The sequence below is a fragment of the Pseudomonas sp. 3296 genome, assembly GCF_031456615.1.
Taxonomy (GTDB): Bacteria; Pseudomonadota; Gammaproteobacteria; order Pseudomonadales; family Pseudomonadaceae; genus Aquipseudomonas; species Aquipseudomonas mucoides.
In genome coordinates, this window is the sequence record NZ_JAVDUY010000002.1 from 430,421 (window position 1) to 452,497 (window position 22,077).

The window sequence follows — 22,077 nt, forward strand, 5'->3', positions numbered from 1 at the left end:
CTACGGCTTGACAATCATCAAGGACGTTTCAGCATACGCAAATTTTCCTTATGAAAACCTAAGCCATGCAGCCGTTGAAGGCTTAGCAGACGCATGCATTTCAACGACCGAGCGAAAGGGCGTTGTCAGCTTAACAAAGTCTTTAGAGTGCTTCCTCCAGATCACAGACCAAACGCTAAGCTGGGTGGAAATCACAAGCGGCAGATGTGATGAAATATTAACACTATTCAAAGGCGCTCTGTGTAGTGAACAGTTTCGTAAGTTAACACCCGCGCGCAGACCGATGCTGATACGGCATTTAGATAAGCTGATCTGCCGCATTAGAAATATGGACATCTGTAAGCCCAGTCCGAACGCAAGAAACATATTAGAAAATTATAGACCTGCTCAATCGAAATTTGAACAATTATCACTGAACGAGGAAAAAGTATGGCTATGGAATGCTTGGGGCTGTGAAAGTGCGTCTGGTATACAAGCAAACCTACCGCTACTACCATTTTATATTAAATTTGGACGCGCCTTCACTGAACAGCTATATAACATTTGCACAAGCTATCTATCAAATAGACGCACAGGACACATAATAGCAATAACAAAAATTAGCGAATTCGTAGAATCCAATGAGTGCGACTTCACTGCAGTGGACCTACTAACAAATCAAGGCTCGACGTCTTTTTTTAATAAATTTTTTATTTTTTATTATAAAACTGCTGTAACCAGAAACGCCAGTCATGCTAGCGCTGTTAATACTTGGCGCGGGCCGATTAATTTTTTTATTAAAAACTGGCTATTGACCAGCTCACTTTTTGCCGACCCTTATGATTTCCCGGAACCAGAGCCCGAGCATCCAACTGGCTCTGAGTCACATATGGTAGACGAAGATGGGACCGAATATAAAAATAAATTAGTCATTAAAATACCAATGCACATTTCCGACGACCATGCGTTCAACACTATAAAGCGTAGGACGTTTCGAAGCGCTGAAATAATTGAAGCATGGTGCGATAAAAAAATCGCGGACACAAGAGAACATATTAAAAACTTTGATCGCTTGCGGCTCACTGGAGTGCCGGTAAAGGTTGGAGTTTATCCGAGCACCCCAGGAGGAAACAAATGGCTACTATCACCCGAGAACCCACATTCCCTTAACAACTTAGCAGCCACCCTGCACACACATGGCTATGCTGAGTTGCTACAATCAATAAATAATTATCACGCAAGATCCACAGGAGTTGGAGAAAAACTTGGCCTCCCATCCACGGATGGTTTGCTCCCATTTTGCCTTAAACTAATAAAAAATGATCCCCGTATCACCCCAAGTTTTTTAGCGAGCGTTGAGCTATACGACAAACACGGTAACGCCCGAGGAGTCGAAAAAGGTGATACAACAACATATCTACATGGCTATAAAGATCGAAAGGGCGCTGAAAGAGCGGAAATGCGCTTAAAATTAAACGAAGAGGGAAACGGTTTAGTACAGACCATTGTTGCGATGACATCTCCTCTTAGAGACTACCTCAAGAACAAAGGAGATGACGCCTGGCGGCAACTATTATTAACAGCAAAACATGGAACTGGGATACCTCAGAGGTATCGATGCAAAACTAACAACATAGGCCCGAAGGTTAATGAGGCGCTGACCGAACTTAATGATTTATTTCCCGACGATGCCGACCTGAATAAAGAACTTGCGGCAACGATGATGAAGCCAACCGCGATGAGGGCAACGGCGGCTGTAATAATATTCCTTAAGACCGGAAGTGTACACGCGATGGCTGAAGCTCTGGGGCATACACGATACGAACCAGACTTACTGGAAAGATATCTCCCCAAAAGTATTCTCTATTTCTTTCGAGACCGCTGGGTTAGAAGATTTCAGACAGGTATCATTATCCAATCCATGCAAAACACCAAGCACCTGCTTAAATCGTCTGGATTCACCTCGATGGATGAGCTGGTTGAGTTTATGGAAAATTTCTCTCTGCATTTAAGCGAAAACGTTAAGCAAAATCCTAAAAGCCACTCTTGCTCGCCGAAACAATGCAAAGCGGTAATATCTATTAGTGTAGAGATCGCTAGAATTCTTATCACGCTCACGGAGGCCAAAGAGCAAAACCACAAAAAACTGCACGGACAAGCAGCTCACTGGGCGGAATTTGGAACACTTTTATTTTCATATTTAGAGGAAGACCCGGAAAACCAACTCGAAGCACTTGACCTCTTAAAGCAGGCGCGATCGCTTGGCCCGTTGCACACACTGGACGAGCTTATTTATGAAGCCTCTTAAGAAGAAAAAACCAGCCCATTTAGACTTCATTGCTCAGTACGAAAAAAAACAGGACAATAAATACACATCGGCGACTTTTTTACGCTCCGAATTTGATGCCGTTACTTGGGATCTAGACCTGGGAGACAAGCACATAACTTCTATAAATTTTGAGGTCAAAATGCCCGAAGGCGCCACCCTAACTGACCCAATATATAAGGAAACCCTCCGCTTATTTAAAATGTGGATTTGCACCGCAGACTGCTCGAGCCCTAACAAAGGATTGTATGCAAGTAAAATCCTCAAGGGAAACAAAGTAAAAAGAATTCTCAACCTAATCGATTACTTTATACTCCATAGCGACCATTTTAATCTTAGAGAACATGGACTGTCTCTTTTCAATGAAAATGATCGAAAGTATCTGCTTTCCACTTTAGCAGGCTACGCCCACATTTCATCTGGTATTTATGAGTGGCCCCGGCGATTGAATGAATTCCTGAAAGATTTGGTTAAAACAACCCCCAAAGAATCTATTAAAAACGCCTTAAAGAGCATCAGTTTTTTGGGAGAAAACATTGAGGCCTCATCATATGCCCAGTTAACAGGAGAGGGTGATATATCCAATGAAATAGAGGGCATGACGTCGCAAAACGTAGTCGAGTGTAGAGCAGCACTATGGGTCAATGGATTTTATAAATCCTGTGGCATGTCAAAATTTCGGTACGTACCCCACAGCCGTAAAATTATCGCAATAATTCTTCCACACACTCTATGGGGTAAATCACACTTCGTGAATCCTGCGCGCTTGTGCCTAGCACCTATCGAGAGGCGCCGAATCGAGAAGGAGCGCGCGCCGACTAGAAGCAAGCATCAGGCAATGGATACAAAACGACTCTCCGAATTTTCAATAGAGCTAGACAATCTAAAAAGGTTGATACCGCTCTCTAGACATGCGCCTCAAACTGCTCTTCCAGAGTTGCACGTAAGACATTTGGTGGAGCAATTTGGTTGCACGGCGAGCGGCAGATACGTATCAGCCCCTCCCAACACAGTACTTGATAGCCTGAAAAACGCCATAAGCTTTTATCTGGACTATGGAGAAGATATCGTTAAAGCGTTTCTCACCGTTGTCGCACAAGCAAATAGTACTCCCACAACATTGTACAAAACTTTTTCCGGAGTAAATATTCAGAAAATACTTCCTGCATCATTGAAGTCCCTAGGGGTTACCCATTGGACTAATGTGACGGCGGAGGAGAAATTCTCAGCCGGTCGAAAGAGCAAAGCTCAATACTTTACGGTCTTCAGATCAAACCCAGGGCTTTGGGAACTCTTACGAGTATTATACGGCGCCATCCAATTTACTGTTGGCACCTTGCAGGCAAGGCGCGAGTCTGAACTACGAGGGGCAAACGCTGAAAAATGCTTAAGTTCAGATTTAAAAAATCTAGTTACAATCAATCGCAAGACAGGTGCTTTGGGGATAAATGAAACAATTAAACGACCTATCCCTCAAATCGCCTCTGAAATGGTTCAAACCTTACAGCGACTACAAAGAGGGCTTGCTGCACTTGGGTTACTAGATCGTCCACGCCCGATTTTCAGCCACCCCAGTGTGTACGGCGGTATAATTACTATCTCACACACTTCGTATAATGCCAGCATAGACTATTTTTGCGACTATACTCAGTCGCAGTGTGATGATCAAGGCCGCCGATATTATTTCCGACAACATCAGCTTAGACGCTTCTTTGCTCAGATTTTCTTTTGGAGTCAAGAGGACGACAGCTTGGATGTACTCAGATGGGTGCTTGGGCATTCAGAAAGCGATATGGTCTATCATTACATTGCGGAGAATACTCCTGGGAAAGTACTTAGAGAAATCAAATCGGAATGGGGCACTGACGCGATCAAAAACTCGAAACCAGGAATCGAAAACTTAAGAAATTATGTTCGTCAAAAATATAACGTACAAGACTTTTCCATCATCCCAGCAGAAGCACTAGACACCCTCCTAGAGTATAGCTTAAGACTAGGAGAAGTATCCATTGAGCCTAGCTTTATCTATGGCCCGAATGGAACATCCTATAAAATAGTCGTAACTATTAAGGAGGTTTGACAATGAACGCAGAGCATGGCCTCCACGCGCAAGAAACATCTATACTAGCACTAATAGAATTATTAAACGAAATCAAGGTCAACCCAAGTACATATCAGACCATACCGAACTTTGACCTACACCTTAAAAACCAAGCAAGTCTTTGTCGACTAGCCATCCCAGACAGATCTATAATTCCCTCTTCGCTTAATACATTTAAACGCTACTGCGCTAAAGTAGCACCTGGAGGCTTTCAAGCAATTGACCAACTGAGGAATACAATACATCAGCTAATAATAAACGAATCTAACAAATCTATAAGAAATCCCAGAGCAACACAAAAACAAAAAATCACAAAACTTCAAGGCGACTGCGAGAGATTAAACATTGATCTACTCAGACTGACCAAAATACTCAAAATCTCAATGACACAGACAGCTTACTATGCACATCTGAACAAGGAACCAACGACTATAGCGCTATTTAGCAAAGAACGTAGAGAACTTGTCGACATGCTAAGCATGATAAGCTCCGACGTGAGCTATGACTCATGAAAAAGCTCTATAGACTGACTGTACCAGGCGACACATTGCCATTCGCTGTAGCTCCCGACCATTCAGTTACAATGACTGAGGCGTCGTTAATCCCAACACTAAGCTGGCCAAATGGTTCTTGGTGCATTGAAGCAAATTTTTGGATGCTCAAACTATATGAGCAAGGTCGTTCTCGTTCTCAGCGTGGGGGAACCCTATTGTCCTATGCAACCAATATTTCACACCTTTTGAGATATATTTACGCACAAAAAACCTCATTATTGAATATTACTGATAGCCAGTTTTGTTTTTTCATTACTACCTTATTAGGGGAGCGAGCGGATAATGGGACAAAAAAACGCGAGCAAAACCATGTGGTAAATATCGGTCGAAATTGCCTACAGCTAATTTCATATGCCTCGGAGATTTTTGCCACCCCCCCAAGATTATCCATTGGCGAAAAAAAAATAGTTATAACAGCACCTAATGGTAATCGAATTAAACGCATCGTCCAATCACACCCAGCTCTAGCGCTAACATCAAGGATATCTAGGCGATTCCCTATTAACGCAGAGAATATCAAAAAACTTCGTGTGGCTGCTCATCGAGATAAGGACTCTTCTTCATTTATCAAAGCGCGCCGCAGAGTCATGATCCGTGCCTTTGAAATGACAGGCGGGCGGCGCATGGAGCTCAGCCTGCTCACTATAGATGCAATAAATAGAGCTGAGCTTACTGGGTATTTACCTGTGAGGACGGTAAAACGAGGTCAATCCCAGTCTCAGATCAGTGGTGCTAGGTCTGAGCAGCCAAAGATAACCCGAGAGATTCCAATTTCTGTGCTTGACCTCAAGCTTCTAAAAGATTTTATCACAGATCATCGCGCACCGCTGGTCGGGAAATTTCTTTCCAAAGAGCATGATCATGGCTATCTTTTTGTAAGCGAGCGCACAGGATCTCCTTTACAACCAAATCACATGACTGCGGAGCTAAGCACTCTAAAACGACTTTCAGGAATCGAAGAGCCCATCAGCCCTCACTTATTTCGACACCGCTTTATAACAAAGATATTTGTAGCTGAACTTTTGAAAACAGAAATTAGCACTCTCAAAGACTTCAAAGCCGCAATGCTCTGCAATGAAAGCTTGAAACGAAAGGTGTGCGAGTTGACTGGGCACAAAAACTTAAGCTCGCTCGACGTCTACATTCATCTGGCATGGGATGAGGTTGATGATCTGAGAATGAGCCTGCCAAACATAGTTAAGCTTCAATCTATAGACGCAATCCGAGAGCAGCTTAACGAACTATTAGCCAAACTCAACGAAGACAAAATGACTCCCGAGCATTCGACCTTATTAAATCTCCTTGCGTCGTTCGAAGCATTATTATAAACAGCGTCAAATACTTAATTATAGTTTGATGGTGAGGCAGTTGCGCAATTACCGACGTCGTATTTGAACCGCGAATTGGTTGGTGCCGTCGGGGGGCGCGATTTCAAATGCTAGAACCTCGGGCGAGCATTAATCCGTTTTCAAAGCGGAGCATTCCTGGTGAGCGGGAACGGGCGCAGTAGTTGTCCTCTTGCGATAGCCGCTCGACTATCTGTAAGGACCTGCATGGATCGCCGTTGACCTGCAACCCATCAAGGCGAACCGAGATCTGGGGAGGGAACGGTTCACGCAAGGCATACGCCTGCAACTTGGCAGCGATGGGCTGAAGTTCGGTAGGCAAGGCAACGGCTGTGTATCCGGAACCGGATTGAACGCCCCCCTGACACGCCCCCCCAGCTCGCGCATGATCCGCAGATACACCAGGGGACAGTTCGCCGCGCACCTGGCGCTCGCTGGAAATGGCTGCGTACACCTGCTTTTCTGCCTGGGTGTCCCGCGTTCGGGACTGAGTCGGTACCGACCAGATGACAATGTCGAGCCCTGCAGGCGGTACAGATGGCAGCCAGTGGCGCGACACCTGATGGAAGTGCTGACGGGTACGGGGCCTGCTCGATGCGGTGATTGTGAAACACCAGGTAGCCGGGGCCATTGCCCGTGCGGCAGGACCAGCGACTAAAGGGAAGGAATAAGCAGGCAGCTAAATAAACGTCAGAAAATCAAAAGTCAGATGAAAAAACACCGGCGCAAGGCCGGTGTCAGAACATCTATCTCACGGTACAACCGGAGGGGAAACTACTCCTCGATCAATCCCAGCGTATCGCCCAGACTTTCCACAAACTCTGCCTGTTCACCGGAGTATTCCACTGCAATATTTTCAAACAGCGAACACAAAGATGATTTATTTTTTGAGTCCATCATTTGCAATGTCGAAGCTAATTGCTCAAGCATCTGCACGGCAGCATCCGGATTTATTGCCTCCTCCCCCGAAAACTCAAGGAATACAGCGACCTCAACAATAGCTCGTACAACCTGTTTATTGATTTCCTGGTTCATGAATCACCTTCACTGAAATGTTTTTAATTCCTAGCTCATCAAACATTTTCTGAGCTCTGGCTGCCTGAGCTTGAGTAGGTACTTCCCAGCGTGCAGTTAACCCATTTTGACTTAATACGTCAGACTGCCTGAGCGCCTGGTCTTTCGACTTGCTCGTTGTCACAACCGAAATTTTACGATCAACTAAAACGTCGCCATCTACACCATCGAACTTGACCAACCTCGTTGATCCATCAGGCATCGTTCTTTCTAGTGCAGGAGCTTGGCCAGATTGGGTTGCAGGATTTGAACGAGCGCCCGTGGCCGAATCATTGTAATCACGAGCACGCGAACTCATGCCAGCATTCTCATCGACCCACTTGACCTTACTTGAAGCAAGATCACCTGACGCACCAACTGCGTTTTTTACAGTCGCATCACTTTTTGTTTTTAAAGCGGCCAGCGCCTTTTTCGCAGCAATCGCGGCGAAACCACCCGCTGCGACCAGCACCAGATTCTCAGCAACAACTCTGGTTTCTTCGTCCGACAATCCCCATTTTTGCTGCATCGCCTCTGCGATTGACGCCGAAGTATGCCCGGCGGTGAAGGTCGCGAGCATGTCCTGAAAGCCCAGATTGGATTGCCGCAAGCTCTCCCATTCATGGCTCGGGCCGTCGCCGAGAATCTGGTAAATATCGTCCAGATTGGCCATGGTATTGGCCACTTCTTTGGAATAAGCAGCGCAGCTCGCCGGACTGGCTGAACACGCTGCTGCGGCTTCCAAGTCCTGAGCAAAACTCAGGTCCTTATAACGGGCAACCAGCTCTTCGCGACAGGCTGCGTCGTTACAAGCTCGCAGCTCCTTGGCCGCCTGCGCGAGTTGATCGTGATTCAGATAGTTGTATTGCGTGGCATTGTTCGCCACCCACGCACCGTTTTGCAGGCTGTCCGCCGTAACGTCGTGCTGGGTTGCCGCCGCCAGTACCCCAACGATCTGCGAACTCATCAACAGCAGATTCGGGTTGCCTTGTACCAGCGCATTGAGCTGAACGACCAATGCTTCGTTGGCCCCAGCGGCCAAGGCGCCAGTCGCAAAGTCCCCCCCGGCAATCTTGGCCAACAAGCCACCCACCATGGCGTGGATTGCAATTTTACCGAGTGAACCGTCAGCAAACAGGTTTTGACTGTAATCGCCTACTGCGTTGAAGCTGGCAGCTGCCAGGGTGTTCAACAACGTGGTGCGCAAGGCGTCGCCCAAGTCGCCACCTTGACCAAGGATTTTGCTGAGCGCTGTGGCAGAGGCGTTTTGGAGGCCCTGGTTCGCCGCAAATTGGCCGATGCCTTTAAGGCTACCAAGGTCAGTGGTGATTTTGCCTGTGTTCGGGTCCCACTTCGTGTCGGTCCATTCACTGAAATACTCGGCGGTAAACCCTGCTGTTACCCCCGCAATGACATAACCCTTCAGCGCATCTCGGGACGTTACGTCCTTGAACACCGCGCCGATATCACCACCGTTGTTAATAAAACTCACGGTAGCGTTGGTCGCCGCAGCAGTGGCGACCGCTGCGCCTGCCGCTGCCCACGCAGCACTCGCGCCTGCCGTACCCAAGGCCCCTAACGCTGCTGGACCGACAATGGCCGCCATCACGATGGCGATGATCAGCTGTGAGGCTGGCCCCAGCCCTGAAGTGTCGTACTTGAAAGAGTCGTGAATTTCCTGGACCAGCTGCCAATCAACATCGCCCCGCGCTTCGGCGTCTTTTAGCCAAGCCAGTTGCGGGTCGGCTTTGACCATCGCATCGATAGACTGAGTCACCGTGTTCTGATTGATCTGGTTCAGATCGATGTGTAGCCCTTCAACCGCTTTGATCGTGACGCTGCCGCCAGCCACCATTTGAGTTTGCCGCAACGTCTCGTCGGTACTGCCCTTGCCTTCGGAGGACACCCAGAACGCATCGTTATCGCTTTTGGTATGGCTCTCCTGATGCACGTCTTTGACGGCTTCAAAGGTGATGCTGCCGCCGCTGTCGAGGGTGATGTCCTTGCCGCTTTCAAGTCGAGCGCCCTGGTAGCGTTGGTCGCCGCCGCTGACCAATGTCAGGTTGCCCCCTGACTTGATCAGGCTGCCGATGTTTTTGATGTCGGTGACTTCGTCGTGCTGGGTTTTCTCGCTGCCGAAGCTGCCCTTTTTCTTCATGTCGTACAGCGAATAGTCGCTGTCCTGTGCGGCCAACAGTGCCAATTTATTTCCGGCAGACAGGTAGGCCTCGCCCCCGGCCTCGACATCGCTGGAGATCAGCGTCAGGTCGTTGCCGGCCTTGAGCGTCACATCGCCCCCGGCCTTCACGCCGCTGCCATTCTGGTGAACGTGATCTTCCTGTTCCGTGACCGACTTGGTCTTGCTGTAGCGGTGTTCCTCGTCCGCCGAAGAGGCGATGGTCAGGTCATTCCCCGCATCGAGGGCGGCATTGCCGCCAGCATTGAGTTGACTGCCGATCACGATCAGGTCACGCCCGGCCTGAATGCTCAGGTCCTGTCCTGCCGTCACCTCTGCACCGTAGTGCTTGATGCTGGAGTCGTTGAGATTGACGCCACGGTCGTTGCTGGCGATCTGCGCGGCCGTGGTGATGTTGACGTCGCGTCCGGCCCCAATGCTGAGATCGCGCCCGCTTTGCAACACCCCGCCGACGTTGTTGACATCGCGCCCGGCGCTGACCGTCAGGTCGTTCGCCGCTTCAATGCGTGCGGCGTTGTCAACGAAATCCCGTTGCAGGCTGAAACCGTTGCCGCTGTTCTGATAGGACGTGACGGTGCGTTCATTGATGATGTCGCCGCCAATCGCGCCGAGGCTTACGTCACGCCCGGCGATGATGCCGCCGGCCTTGTTGGTCAGGTCGTTGCCAGCCAACAGGTCGAGTCGCCCACCAGCATTCACCAAGCCGCTGTTGACCAGGTTGTTGCCCGCAGCGGCCGACAGGTTGCCGGTGGCTTTGAGGGTGCCGCTGTTATTCAGATCGTTACCGGCGATCAGGGTGACGTCGCTGCCCTGAATCAGCGCGCCGTTGGGCGCCAATCGGTTATTGGCGTTGGCCAGGTACAACACCGGCACCAGCACGGTCTGGCCGTCGATCACTTCGCTTTCCAGCCAGACGATGTCGTGGGTCAGCGCCGCGATCTGTTCGGCGGTAAGGCCGATACCGACCGACAAACTCAGCGCATCCTTGCTGGCGATGGCGTTGTCCATCAGGTAGCGGAACTGCGCCTCATCGGAGGTCATGCCTTCGATAAAACGTTGGCCTGTACGGGCGACGATGGCCTGTTGAATCAGACGTTGCTCGTAGAGCCCATCCCCCAGACGTCGGGCGCTGTCATCGGGGTCATAACCGAGTTTGCCCAGCAAATAATCCGAGCTCATAAACTGTTTGAGGTCGGTCAGGGCCGGGTTGGTTTCGATCAGGTATTTCTGTGGATGAGAACCGCCACTAGTGGTGGGCACACCTTGAACACGGGCCACGCTGGTGCCGGCATTCTGGTGCTGACCGGTCAACAGGCTGGCACCGCCCAGAGTCCAGCTCTGAGGGCCAGTGCTCCCGGTGGAGCTGTCTTGTCCGCTCAAGCGGAACAAGCCGTTTTGCCCGGTGGGCAGGCTAAAGCCCGGCAGCGTCGTCGGGTTGACCTGCTGTTGGGCCAAGTCCGCCGGCAGCTGAGCGTTGATCCGCACTTGTACGCGTGGGCCCTCACCGATCTGGGTGTCCTCGACCTTGCTCGAACTGCCGCTGAACGCGTAATCCTCGTGAATCACGCTGTTGATCAGGTCCTGCCTCGCCGTGATGTTGACCTTGCCTCCGGCTTGAATCACCGCGTTACGGATGGTGCCGGTGCTGGCACCGCCCGTGCTGTCCGTGGCGATTTCGATGTCGGTGATCGGCGCGAGGCTGGTTAACTGGCTGGGCAGAGCGACCAAATTGTTGGGGTCGTATTGAGAGGTGATATTTCCTTCAAAACCGTAGCTCAAGCCCGACAGCGGGAAACCCCAGCCATAGCGATCATTGATCACTAGGCCGGTTTCGGTGTCGGTCAGTTTGACGAAATAGTAAGCGCCGCCGTCGTGCCCAGGTTCGCGCCCGAGGTACGACGAAGCGATGGCCTTGCGAATCGCCCCGGTGCCATCGATATAGGACACCAGCGGAAAGTCAGGATTGTTGCGCTGGTTGTACGGGGTCATGACGTTGGCGAGGAAGTCATTCATCGCGTTGTCTTTCAAGCTGATTTCGTAGGTACGAATGCGCTCGATGGTGCCGGCCACAGAGCCGATGTTTTGCAGGCTGTCGGCCACAATGGTGATGTCGCCGCCAGCACTCACCGTGCTCTTGCTGTTGAGGAAGGTCCCACCCTCGAAATCAAAGTTCCTGCCCGCCGACAACGTGGCCGCTGCACTGGTGTCGCTGTCGTCGCTCTCAAACAGTTCATGCGCCGCCAGGGTAACGATCCAATCATCCCCTTGGCAGTCATTGCAGATGTTGGCGATAAATCCGGAGGTCAGCTTGCGCCCAGCCGAGTTTGTGGCCCCGTCGGTGCGGTTCTCGAACACCGCCGCCTTGAGGCTGAAGTCACCCACGCTTTCCAGGTTGCCGGCGATGTTGTACACGCTGGCCGCCCGCGCTGCGCCGCCATACCCGCCAATGCGCACGTTGCCCAGACCGTAGACATCGGCCAGATGGTTGGTAAAGGTGTTGACCCCCAATACTAGGTCGCCACCGGCAAAGATCAGCCCATGCTCATTGAGCAGCGTCGGGGTGTTTAGATACAGGTTCTGCGAACTGCCCAGGGTGCCGTAGTTACTGACGCTGCCGGCATTGACGATCAGGTCGCCACTGGAGGTCAGGCGACCGTAGTTGGTCAGCGCGCCGGCGACATTGAGGCGGGTCGTGCCGCCGCCGACGATGCTGGCGCTACTGCTCAACGACACCTGATCGCTGTTCAGGGTCAGGTCCCCCGAGGCACTCAGGCGCCCGTTGCCGGCATAAGCACCGCCCAGGGTCAGGTTGATACTGCCGTCACTGGCGATCAGCCCGTCGTTGTTCCAGTTGGACCCGCTGCCGACAAGACTGTCGGAAGCGAGCAACTGACCACTGGCAGTTTGATTGAAGTTGGTGAGGTTGAGGCTCAGGCGCCCGGCCTGGATCACGCTGCTGTTGCTCAAGCCATTGCCGCTGAGGCTCAGTGCCCCGCGTGTGACCAGACTGCCACCCGCCGCTAGGGCTTGGCGACTGTCGATGTCAAAGGTGCCGGTACCGACGTGCAACAGCGTACCGTTGGCGTTAAGAAAATTGCCGGTGGCGAGGATCAGGTCGGTGTTGGCGCTTTCCAGGGTGCCGTTCTGGTTGTCGAACAGGCCGCCGATCTGGAAACGGGTTTGCCCGCTGGTGCCCAAGGCACGCAGTTTGCCGCTCTGGTTATCCACGCTGGCGGCGGCCACGTTCAGGGTGCTGCCACTTTCGACAATGCCCAGGCGGTTACTGAGTGCGCCGCTCAGGGCCAGGTCGATTTGATCACCGGCAATCTGCCCGTTGTTGTTGTCTAGGTTGCTGCCGGTGAGATTGATCCCACCGGTGGCATACAGGCCGCCGTTAGTGTTGTTCAGGTTGCTGGTGTGAATCACAGCGTCGCCGGTTTGCGCCGCGAGTCGCCCGGCCGTGTTGTCGATGCCACCTTGTGCGGTCAGGTCCAGAGATTGGCCCTGCACCATGCCGCCCTGGCCGTTGTTCAGCCAGCCGGACAGCCAGGCAGTGACCGCCCCGGTCAAACTGGACAGAACACCGCCCCGGTTGTCGAGCATGCCCGCGCTGAGCACCAGATCGTGGTTTTGCGCGATCAGGCGCCCCATCCGGTTATCGAGATCACCGCTGAGGGTCAGCGCCAGGGCGCCCTGGCTTTGCACCGTGCCACTGGCATTGTTGAGGCTGGCGGCGCGCAATTGTACGTCCGCCGCTTGGCTGTAGATCAGGCCATCGTCGTTGTTCAACACCGCGCCGCTGGCGGTCAGTACCAAGGGCCCGCTGGCGGCGAGGGTACCGGCATGGCTGTTATCGAGGCCGCCGGTCAGCAGCGTCAGCAGGCCCTGGCTGACGATCTGCCCGCCCTGGTTGTTGATCTGACTGGTTTGAATCCAGAGCGGGCCGGCGCTGGCCAGCTTGCCTTGGGCGTTGGTCAGGCTGCTTAGCAGCGTGAGGGTGACTGCGCCGTTGCCAGCGAGCGTGCCGCTACTGTTATCCAACGAGGAACCATTGACGATAAGGGCTTGCTGGGCATTGATGACCCCACCGACGTTAGTCAGGGCCATGGTGTTGAGGGTCAACGCGCCGCCGCTGTCGATCAGGCCGTTCTGGCCGTTGTCCAGACCACCGCTGACGCTCAGGGTCTGATCAGTGCCGCTGGACAGAATGCCGCCCCGGTTGTCGAGACTGGCGGCGTTGACGGTCAGGGCTTTCTGGCTGACCAAGGCGCCGTTGGCGCTGTTGAGCAGGGCGCCAGTGACATCAACCGTTACGTCGCCGTAACGACTGGAAAGCGTGCCGGTGTTGCGGTTGTCGAGGCTGCCGGCGTTGACCTTAAGGCCGTACCAACCCGAGACCAAACCGTTCTGGTTGATCAGGGTGTCGGCATCGACGGTGAGCTGACCGTTGCTGATCAGGTCCCCCGCGCTGTTATCCAAGGTGCGGCCAGCGAGGGTGAAGCTCTGAGCGCTGGAGATTTCACCGCCCTGGTTATTCAGGTCACGCAGGTGAGCGATCGACAGTTGCCCGTCGGTGGTGATAAACCCACCCTGGTTGTTCAGGTCACCGGTGCCCGTACCGAAATCCACAGCGATGGCGCTGCCGAACAAGGTGCCGTTCTGGTTGTTCAGGCCAGCGCTGCTGATGTTGAGCAAGCCAGTTGCCGTGATCCGCCCCAGGTTCTGGTTGCTGAGCAGGCCGTCGACCTTGAGGTTGAGGGCGTCCTGACTGGTCAGGGTGCCGCCGCTGTTATCCAGGCTGCCGGCCTGCACGTCGAGTGCGGCGGCCGCGATCTGGCCTTTGAGGTTGGTCAATGCCTGGTTGATGCGCAGGGTCAGGGTTTGGTTGCTCAGCAGGTGACCGTTGCTGTTGTCGACACTATTGGCCGCTAGGGTAAAGGCCTGGGCGCTGGAGATTTCGCCGCCCTGGTTGACCACACCGTTGAGGTTGTTCAGCACCAGGATCGGCGCAGTGATCAGGCCGTTGCTGTTGTTGAGCTGGCCGTGATTCAGGTCCAGGGTCAGGCTGGTGGTGCTGAACAGCTTGCCGCCCTGTTGGTCGAGGCCGGTGACGCTGGCGCTCAACGCCCCTGCACTGGCAATGCGGCCGTTCTGGTTGGTGACGGGGCCGGCGTTGAGCGACAGGTTGCTGCCGCTGCTCAGGCTGCCGGCGTTGTTGTTGAAGGCGCCGGTGCTGACACTGACCGCACCTTTACCGCTGATGCTGCCGCCCTGGCTGTTATCCAGGCTGGTGCTGTACAGATTCAGGCCCGCGTCGGTGACCAGTTGCCCACCCTGGTTGTCGATCCATCCACTGCTGCCGATGCTCAATTGACCGGCGCTGGACAGGCTGCCCAAGCGGTTGGCCAAACTGGCGGCACTGACGCTGAGCAAGGCTTCGCTGCTGAGCAGGCCTTGCGTGTTGTTCAGACCGCCGCTCAGTTGCACCGTAAGGTTTTGCTGGCTGCGCAGGGTGCCCGCAACGTTGTTCAGGGTCGTGCCGCTGACGCTCAGATGGCGGCTGGCGATCACACTGTGACCGTTGTTGGTTAACGTCTGCGCGGCAACGTTGACGTCACCGGTACTGTTGCGGCTGTTGTCGGCATTGACCCCGGCCTCGATGATGCCGTTGTTGGTCAACTGGCCGCCGGCGCTCAGGTTGATGCTGTCGCGCGCCGCGAGGCTTTGCTGGTTGGTCAGGTCACCTTGGGTCTGCACGTTGAGCGAAGTACCGGCATACACCGGACCTTGCGTCTCCAGACTGGCCGCGTTGACGTTGATCGCGCCAGTGGCAGCGGTCTGCGCCAGACTCAGTTGGCCGTTGGCACTGATCTGAATGTCCCCAGCGCTGGCCGCCAGATTGCCGGCCAAACGGACACCGACCCCGGCCTCGGTACCGACCAGTTTGATCGCGCCAGCGTACATGCCGCCCAGCGCCGAGCTGTCGATAGCCAGTTGCGGTTTGGCGCTGCCGTCGTCGGCGCGTGCGGTGGCATTCAGGGTCTGCGCGTTGACGTCGTTGCGCCCGGTAATGATGCTCAGGTTGTTGGCCTGAAGCTTGGCGTTGATTTTGGCCGAGCGGGTGATGATTTCGAAACTGTCGACGTTGTTGGCATTCATCCCGACGCCGTCAATCGACACGCTGCCGCCGTCGACCTGATAGTGGTCAAGGCCGCCGGCTCCGTTCAATACTGGCTTACCGGTGGTCAGGGTGACCCGAGGGGTGTTGATGAAGCCGCAGCCGTTGCACGAAATGCCGTAGGGGTTGGCGACGATGACACGGGCGGATTGCCCGGCGACTTCCGTATAGCCATTGAGCTGGCTTGGGCGCCCGCCATTCACCTCGTTCAGAATAATTTGCGCAGCGGTGCCATGGAGGTTCGGGTTACCGAGGATGAGACCGCCGAGCTGCGTCGACTGCTCGCGCAGCGTGGCGTTGTTGAGGATGACCCCGTTGACGCCGACGTTGTAGTCCTGGAACTGGTTGTGCGACAGACCGCTGGCATTCGGAGCGGCGATGTTGACGATGGGCACGCCATTGCCGGCATGGTCCAAGGACGTTCCCGGTCCGCTGACAGCAATACCGTCGGCCTGGGCCCAGATGGGCTGCCAGAACATGACGTTCGCCAGCAGGAACGCCAGTCCCCGTTTGGGCATGCCCAGGAACTGCTCACGCGGCAATGCTGTGGCAGAGGGCTGGGATACCGGCAAGGTCAACTGGCGAACGTCCATGTGAATCTCTCAAAAAATAAGGTGCCACGCGTGGCCGCGAGGAAGGGCAGGAACCCAAGAAAAGCGTTAAAGGATGAAATTGGTCCGTGCGGGGGGCTCAATCAGCGCCTCCGGCGGACCGGGCAGATCGACGCGCTCGGCGTGCTCCACCGCCTTGGCGTTGTTCATCAGCTCGTTCATCTCAGCGGTCGACTCTGGAAAAGGGTCCTGTTCCGCCTTGAGCCGCTGGCGCATTTGCTCGGTTTTACCCAGGCTGAAATACAACAGGCCGAGCTGCGCGTAATAACCGGGCGGCACCACACCGCCTTGCGCCTTGATGTCCTCAACGTCCGCCTCCAGGGCCTCGATTTGCTCTTGTGTCGCGTCCTCCTGGTATTGCAGATGCGCAGGGGGGTAATAACTGTCCTCGGGGGAGCGCTCCGGTTTTTGTTTGCAGCCGGTCAGGGTCATACCCGTCAGCAGCACGACCCACGCGAGACACCAGGTTTTCGATGTATTGCCCATCATGTGAAGTGCCCTATCTCTCTCATTCTTATTGGGTTGCATGGCTTCAGGAATCGCGACCGCCGACCACCCTCAGCGACTTAGAAGGAGGCGCTGAGGCTGAAATAGATTGGCGCTTCGCGCTCGGTCAGCGCCTCGGGGCGTTCCAGGGAGTGAGCAAAGGTCACGCTGGCCGACAGGTGCTGCCCCCGCGCAAACAGCTCCACTGAATTGCTGGACAGGCGGCCATGTTGATCGCCGTTGTAGTGACCATGGCTGATTACGCCTTGGTCATAACCCAGACTGGTGCCGTATTCGGCGAACACCGGGTGCAACCATTCCAGCGTCACCGGGCGGCTCCAGCGCAGATCGTTGCGCCAGTAGCCCCCGCTGTCGCCGGACAAGGACTGGTCCTGGTAACCGCGAATCGACGACAGGCCGCCGAGGCTGGTGCGCTGGGGACTGAACAACACGTCGTCGCTGTGCTGGCCGGTCATCAGGCTGCTGAAACTGAACGACTCATCCCACAGCTTGAACGGTTGCAGGTAGCTCACCGTGGCGGTGTACTTGCGGTAGCGGGCGTCCGGTTCACCGGGGCCGGGATCGTGGTTGGCTTGCGCATCAAAGGCGCCAATACCCTCCTGCATCCCCACGTCGAAGTTGACGAAGGCACTGCCGATGCGCCGGCCGTGGTTGAGGCCCAACTGCGCTTCACTGATGCGGTTGCTGCTCAGGGCGAGCTTGCTGTCTTCGATGAAGTTGTTGCTGCGCAAGGTCGACACGCCGGCGTTGAGCGAGGTCTTGCTCAGCGCATCTCGATGGATCACCCGCTCGGCGCGCAGCGCATGCGTCTGGCTGTCGCCGGTTTGTTTGAAATCAAAGCCGTTGGCCTCAGCCAGCGAGCGGTACTCGCTCTGGCTGTAGCTGTAATTGAAATTCCACCAGCCCCACGGCAGGTTGTAATTCAAAAAAACGTTGTGGGAAGTGTGCTGGTGATCGCTCACCGCATCATGGCCGCCACGCAACAGCAATTGATCGGCCAGGCCCAACGGGCTGTCCCAATCGAAGGTCGTGCCCCATTGCTGCTGGCCGGTGCTTTTTTGCCCGTCGTTGCTGCGTGACAACCCGACGCGCCAAGGCTTTTGTGGGGTGTTCTTGACCAGGATTTCACTGCTGCCGACGTCTTTGCCTGGGGCCAACTCCATCTGCGCCTGATTCGACGGCAGGCGGTTCAGTTGATCGACCATCTGCTCGATTTGACGCAGGTTAACTAGGTCGCCGGTTTTGCCGGGAAAGGCCATGGCCAGTTCGCGCTCCGAGAGTTGGCTGCCGTCCGCGCCTTTCAATGCTTCGAGTTTGCCCTCGACCACCAGTACTTGCAGGTGCCCGGTGGACAGGTCCTGTTGCGGCAGGTACGCACGGCTGGTGATCAGGCCTTTATCGAGGTAGTGATCGGTGATGACCTTCAGCAATTCGTTGAGCTGGGTGACACCCAGGCACTGGCCGATGTAAGGCTTGAGTAGACGCTCGCGCTCGCTCGCGGACAGCCTGTCGGCGCCTTTGAGTTCGATGTCCTTGATCGGGAAACAGCGCGTGTCTGCAGGAGCCGTTGGCTGGGTGGGCTGAGCCGCTTTACCCGGCAGAGTTTTGAGTTCTTCGAGTCGGCGTTGCTGCTCCTCCAGCAAACGCTCCTGTCGTTCGCGGATCAAATCCTGAGCACCGGGATTCAACTCGGGGGCAGCTTGGGCTAAATCCAGCCCACTCAACCTAACCAGTAACGTCCACAACAACACCCTTGTCGCGAGGTGAATTGCCCGCCGACCAACTCCATCCATGATATGTACGCCGAGCATGATTGAGCCAAATGAGTGAGTGAGACCACGCGGTTATTGATTAAGCCGAGGCTCTTTAAAGGGCGAGTATTGGGACCAACCAAACAAATTGATGTAGGACTTTTCTGAAAAGCGCGCAGGGATTTCCCCCAAACATAACGCGCGCTTACGCGAGCGCGGCTCGTTTGAGTAATACCGGCACCAGATAACAGCCGGGCATGACAAGACCTCCACAGCTAGATAATTTTCGGGCTCCGTCCGCGTAACAGCCAGTGAAAAGAGATCAAAAGATGACTTTTGACAACTAGCGAAATTTAAAAAGTATCTACATCAGATGGCGTCAAAATAAAGATAGAGGTTCTACCTATGAGAAGATCGCCCAATTGCGCCAATCTTGTGACCGGATGCGCCAGCGACATCTGAACGGCACCGACCGAAAGAGGACGGTCGACAGGGTTACCTACGCTCACCTTTTTCTCACGGTTGGGTTAATGGCCAAATACCGAAGATTCAAGCTTAGTGCCATGTCACTGATAGAGTGCCTCGCGCAATTAGAGAAACGGAGAGTCGCATGAGCTTCGACATTATTATTTTGAGACCTACAGACCTGAGCATAAACGACTTGGCTGCCGTAGAGAGTGTGGAGGGTATTGGGTCTCCAGCCTCTGTCAGCACTTCTGTGGATTTAGTATTTCCAAGAGGTACTCAAGGTGCATTTGTCGCGGGTGATTGTTACTTCGTTGAGTCAGCGCTGAGCGGAGACCCAGTGACTTCCATACAGCTGACTCTCAGATATGGCAGTGACTGGTCTGAATCAGCCAACGGTGAGTTCTTAGCGTTGCTTTCCAGGCTATGCCAACGGCTCCAGTCGCAAGCGTATGCGGTGTCTGACAATTCACGGATCGCCTCTTTTCTATAAGGATGGTCGCTCATGCCGATTCCTGTCGTGATCTAACGTCCGCTATTGGCCGATTCTGTTGAAAAAGTCGGATTTTCAGATCGCCTGAACTCAGGCACGACCACCACTGGAGAACCTACTCACCATATTGAGTGGTTTTTCGGCCCTTCGGTGACCTTTGCTGCTCTGTTATTGGGTTAATTTGAGGTTTTTTGCTTGATGCAGGCGCCCCTATCCCGTGACTGGTGGCCCTTGAGATGAAAATTTGGCCAGCCGTCGCAGATTCTGCACCGCAGCGGCCAGCGTGAATTCATCCGTCGCGCCACTCATGCCACGTAGCCGCAGACGATCCAATTTCAGGATGCGCTTGAGGTGGGCAAACAACATTTCGACCTTTTTACGCTCGTGGCGAGAGCGCTGATATGCCGGCGTTGCTGCAATGCGCCGAGCCACATCGCGAGCGGCTCCATGGACGCTGCGAGCGATCTTGCGGAACGCTGTATTCGGGCAGCACTTGGCTTTCATCGGACACGTAGCGCAATCGGTCTGCCGGGATCGGAAGATGATGGTGTTGGCTTTGGTGACGCGTGAACGCTCATTCTTGAAGGCTCGCCATTCGCTGCGCAATGGGTTGCCGGCCTGGCAGCGGTATTCCTCTGCCTCTTCATTCCAGTGAAAATCGTTGCTCGAAAAACTGTCGTTCTTGCGCTCGGTTTTGTCCCATACCGGCACATGCGGTTCGATGTCTTTTTCCTCCACTATCCAGGCCAGCATCGGCGCGGTACCGTAAGCGGTGTCGCCAATGAGGCGCTCCGGCTTGATGTCGACTGCGCTTCGACCCGATCGATCATCGTCTTGGTGCTCTCGACTTCTGCGGTTCGATGAGCCGGTGTGGGTTCCACATCCATGATCACGCCGTGCTCGGTATCGATCAGATAATTCGTGGAGTAAGCGTAGAAAGCTGGGCCTCCTGTAGCAGCGGTCCAGCGGGCCTGAGGATCAGTCAGCGACAGGCGCTTCGGTAGCGTTTCGGCCAGAGCCTCTTCATCGAGTGCCTCAAGGTACTCACGCACGGCGCGGGTGCTCAGAGATGGATCGCTCCAGTTGACCTGTTCATCACCCGGTACGCCGCGCTGGCGACTCGCATCCGCTTTGATGATGCTGGCGTCCACGGCAAATCCTTCGCCTTTGACCAGGCCTGCGTCCATGCAGCGACGCAGCACCTCATTGAACAACCAGCGAAACAGATCACTGTCCCGGAAACGGCCGTGTCGATTTTTCGAAAAGGTTGAGTGGTTGGGGACTTCATCTTCAAGGCTCAACCGGCAGAACCAGCGATAGGCCAGGTTCAAATGGGCCTCTTCGCACAACCGCCGTTCGGAGCGGATGCCATAGCAGTAGCCGACGATCAGCATGCGGATCATCAGTTCAGGATCAATCGACGGACGCCCAATCGGGCTATAGAAATCGGCGAGGTAATGGCGCAGGTCGCTCAGATCAAGACACCGATCAATGCTGCGCAGAAGGTGATTGGCTGGAATGTGAACTTCAAGGTTGAACGAGTAAAACAGTCGCTCCTGCCCACTCGATAACTGTCCCATCATGCTGTGTGATCCCCCTCCGGCCAATGAAGAGATTTTGCCGCCGGCCAGTCAGGGGAGCTACTTTTTCAACAGAATCGGCCAAAAGCAGTCATAGGATGGCTTAGAATATCGGGGATGATTCACTTCTCATTCACAACCATGCATAGATTCTACTGATCTACAGTCAACCGCTCTCGATGATGTTGTTCCTGCGTTTATCTAAGGCCTCTTGGTGAGCCAAGATGATTTTCGCGCCCATCGAAGTGAAATCCGTATGGTCAACAAGCGCACCCGCATAGACACCCCATGCAAAACCCCGGGCGATTGAAACGTGCTCTAGAATGGCCAATTCCGTGCGGGCCTGAATGATGTTTTCCAGCGACGTCTCCCAAGCGCATTGCAGCGACTCCGTCGGCAAATCTACAGAGAGTGGGTCGAGCGAGTCTAAGGGGGATAATTCGTTTACACGCAGCATATGGGCGCTTCCCTATTCAAGTTGGGCCAGATACGAATAGAGCGTAGCGCGAGGCGAGGCGAGGCGAGGCGTCAGTATTATGATTTTTAGACGCCATTGGTGTTCCCTGCCAATCCGGCCACCCCTGTCGCCCCCCGAATGTATTGACATCCGATTGCAGCCTGGGGCCCAGGGCAGAAATCGGCCAGAGGCGGTCGTTCAGACGAGCCTAGGAAAACCGACAACGAGACACGAGTATCAAATGGACTTCATTTTAGATTTGGTAGCTCATCGCATTGGCGTTTATGTGCTGGGCTTGTTGAGTGGCGGCCGTTTCAAGGGAGAGAGTGGTTTTGCCTGGGGCTGGGCAATCGCCTTCGGCGGGCTGGTGCTATTCACTCCTTTCATGGCTTTCATAGCCTTGCTTATTTACACCACTTGAGGATGAGATGATGACTGCTATGGGGGGCGTTAGTTTTCCTCCGCGATAGGCAACTATG

The 22,077-nt window shown here is 54.1% G+C and carries 9 protein-coding genes and 1 pseudogene; 4 read left to right on the plus strand and 6 right to left on the minus strand.

The window, feature by feature from the left end:
* Window positions 1-7 precede the first annotated feature (7 nt).
* From J2X66_RS06510 to J2X66_RS06520, 3 genes are all read left to right on the plus strand, one after another.
* Complete coding sequence (locus J2X66_RS06510; protein ID WP_310262338.1) at window positions 8-2,287, plus strand: hypothetical protein; 2,280 nt, start codon at window positions 8-10, stop codon at window positions 2,285-2,287.
* Window positions 2,274-4,385 carry a hypothetical protein gene (locus J2X66_RS06515; RefSeq protein ID WP_310262341.1) on the plus strand — a complete coding sequence of 704 codons (2,112 nt, stop codon included), beginning with the start codon at window positions 2,274-2,276 and terminating at the stop codon, window positions 4,383-4,385. Before J2X66_RS06510 ends, J2X66_RS06515 begins: the two co-directional genes overlap by 14 nt.
* A 529-nt stretch (window positions 4,386-4,914) precedes the next feature.
* Window positions 4,915-6,288: a tyrosine-type recombinase/integrase gene (locus tag J2X66_RS06520; protein ID WP_310262343.1), complete on the plus strand. Its 1,374-nt coding sequence runs from the start codon at window positions 4,915-4,917 to the stop codon at window positions 6,286-6,288.
* A 792-nt stretch (window positions 6,289-7,080) separates the two neighbouring features.
* On the opposite strand, the gene J2X66_RS06525 is transcribed toward J2X66_RS06520, so the two are convergent.
* The 6 genes and pseudogenes from J2X66_RS06525 to J2X66_RS06550 form a co-directional block, all read right to left on the minus strand.
* The gene (locus J2X66_RS06525) at window positions 7,081-7,341 is read right to left on the minus strand and encodes a hypothetical protein (RefSeq protein ID WP_310262346.1); all 261 of its coding nucleotides are present in this window, start codon (window positions 7,339-7,341) and stop codon (window positions 7,081-7,083) included.
* Entirely contained in the window at window positions 7,322-16,327 is a 9,006-nt protein-coding gene (locus J2X66_RS06530) for a hemagglutinin repeat-containing protein (RefSeq protein ID WP_310262349.1), read from the minus strand. Before J2X66_RS06530 ends, J2X66_RS06525 begins: the two co-directional genes overlap by 20 nt.
* 66 nt (window positions 16,328-16,393) lie before the next feature.
* Entirely contained in the window at window positions 16,394-16,834 is a 441-nt protein-coding gene (locus J2X66_RS06535) for a DUF4810 domain-containing protein (RefSeq protein WP_310262351.1), read from the minus strand.
* Window positions 16,835-16,911: 77 nt separating this feature from the next.
* The gene (locus J2X66_RS06540; protein ID WP_310262354.1) at window positions 16,912-18,645 is read right to left on the minus strand and encodes a ShlB/FhaC/HecB family hemolysin secretion/activation protein; all 1,734 of its coding nucleotides are present in this window, start codon (window positions 18,643-18,645) and stop codon (window positions 16,912-16,914) included.
* Between the two features lie 1,126 nt (window positions 18,646-19,771).
* Window positions 19,772-21,144, minus strand: a pseudogene (locus tag J2X66_RS06545) (transposase).
* A 163-nt stretch (window positions 21,145-21,307) separates the two neighbouring features.
* Complete coding sequence (locus J2X66_RS06550) at window positions 21,308-21,598, minus strand: hypothetical protein (RefSeq protein WP_310262357.1); 291 nt, start codon at window positions 21,596-21,598, stop codon at window positions 21,308-21,310.
* 241 nt (window positions 21,599-21,839) lie between these two features.
* On the opposite strand from J2X66_RS06550, the gene J2X66_RS06555 reads away from it, so the two are divergent.
* The gene (locus J2X66_RS06555) at window positions 21,840-22,019 is read left to right on the plus strand and encodes a hypothetical protein (protein WP_310262360.1); all 180 of its coding nucleotides are present in this window, start codon (window positions 21,840-21,842) and stop codon (window positions 22,017-22,019) included.
* Window positions 22,020-22,077: the final 58 nt, after the last annotated feature.